This is a genomic window from Paenibacillus sp. SYP-B3998, from assembly GCF_010820665.1.
Classification (GTDB): Bacteria; Bacillota; Bacilli; order Paenibacillales; family NBRC-103111; genus Paenibacillus_E.
On the sequence record NZ_JAAIKC010000036.1, the window covers coordinates 1 to 1000 of the forward strand.

Below are 1000 nucleotides of genomic sequence, written 5' to 3' on the forward strand. Positions count from 1 at the left end.
ACCTGGAGGAAAAGAAAACAAAAGTGATTCCGTCAGTAGCGGCGAGCGAACGCGGAGTAGCCCAAACCAAGGAGCTTGCTCCTTGGGGTTGTAGGACCTCGATGTGGGGTTAGTTCGATAGGCGAAGTGATCTGGAAAGGTCCGGCATAGAAGGTAAAAGCCCTGTAGCTCAAATCGAACGAAATCCCTAGAGGTATCCTGAGTACGGCGGGTCACGTGAAACCCCGTCGGAATCCGGCAGGACCATCTGCCAAGGCTAAATACTCCCTAGTGACCGATAGTGAAGCAGTACCGTGAGGGAAAGGTGAAAAGCACCGCGGAAGCGGAGTGAAAAAGAACCTGAAACCGTGTGCTTACAAAAAGTCAGAGCCCTCTATATGGGTGATGGCGTGCCTTTTGTAGAATGAACCGGCGAGTTACGTTCCCGTGCGAGGTTAAGTTGAAAAGACGGAGCCGCAGCGAAAGCGAGTCTGAATAGGGCGCTTTAGTACGTGGACGTAGACCCGAAACCGTGTGATCTACCCCTGTCCAGGGTGAAGGTGAGGTAACACTCACTGGAGGCCCGAACCCACGCATGTTGAAAAATGCGGGGATGAGGTGGGGGTAGCGGAGAAATTCCAATCGAACTCGGAGATAGCTGGTTCTCCCCGAAATAGCTTTAGGGCTAGCCTCGGAAGATGAGTTGTGGAGGTAAAGCACTGATTGGGTGCGGGGCCCGCCAAGGGTTACCAAGTCCAGTCAAACTCTGAATGCCACAAACTTTATTCCGGGAGTCAGACAGTGAGTGCTAAGATCCATTGTCAAAAGGGAAACAGCCCAGACCATCAGCTAAGGTCCCCAAGTGTGTGTTAAGTGGGAAAGGATGTGGAGTTGCCCAGACAACCAGGATGTTGGCTTAGAAGCAGCCACCATTGAAAGAGTGCGTAATAGCTCACTGGTCGAGTGACTCTGCGCCGAAAATGTAACGGGGCTAAACACGCCACCGAAGCTATGGCTTGCA

At 52.4% G+C, this 1000-nt stretch carries 1 rRNA gene; it reads left to right on the forward strand.

Annotated elements, in window-relative coordinates:
* Positions 1-1000 (forward strand): 23S ribosomal RNA (locus tag GK047_RS29090); the annotation flags it as partial.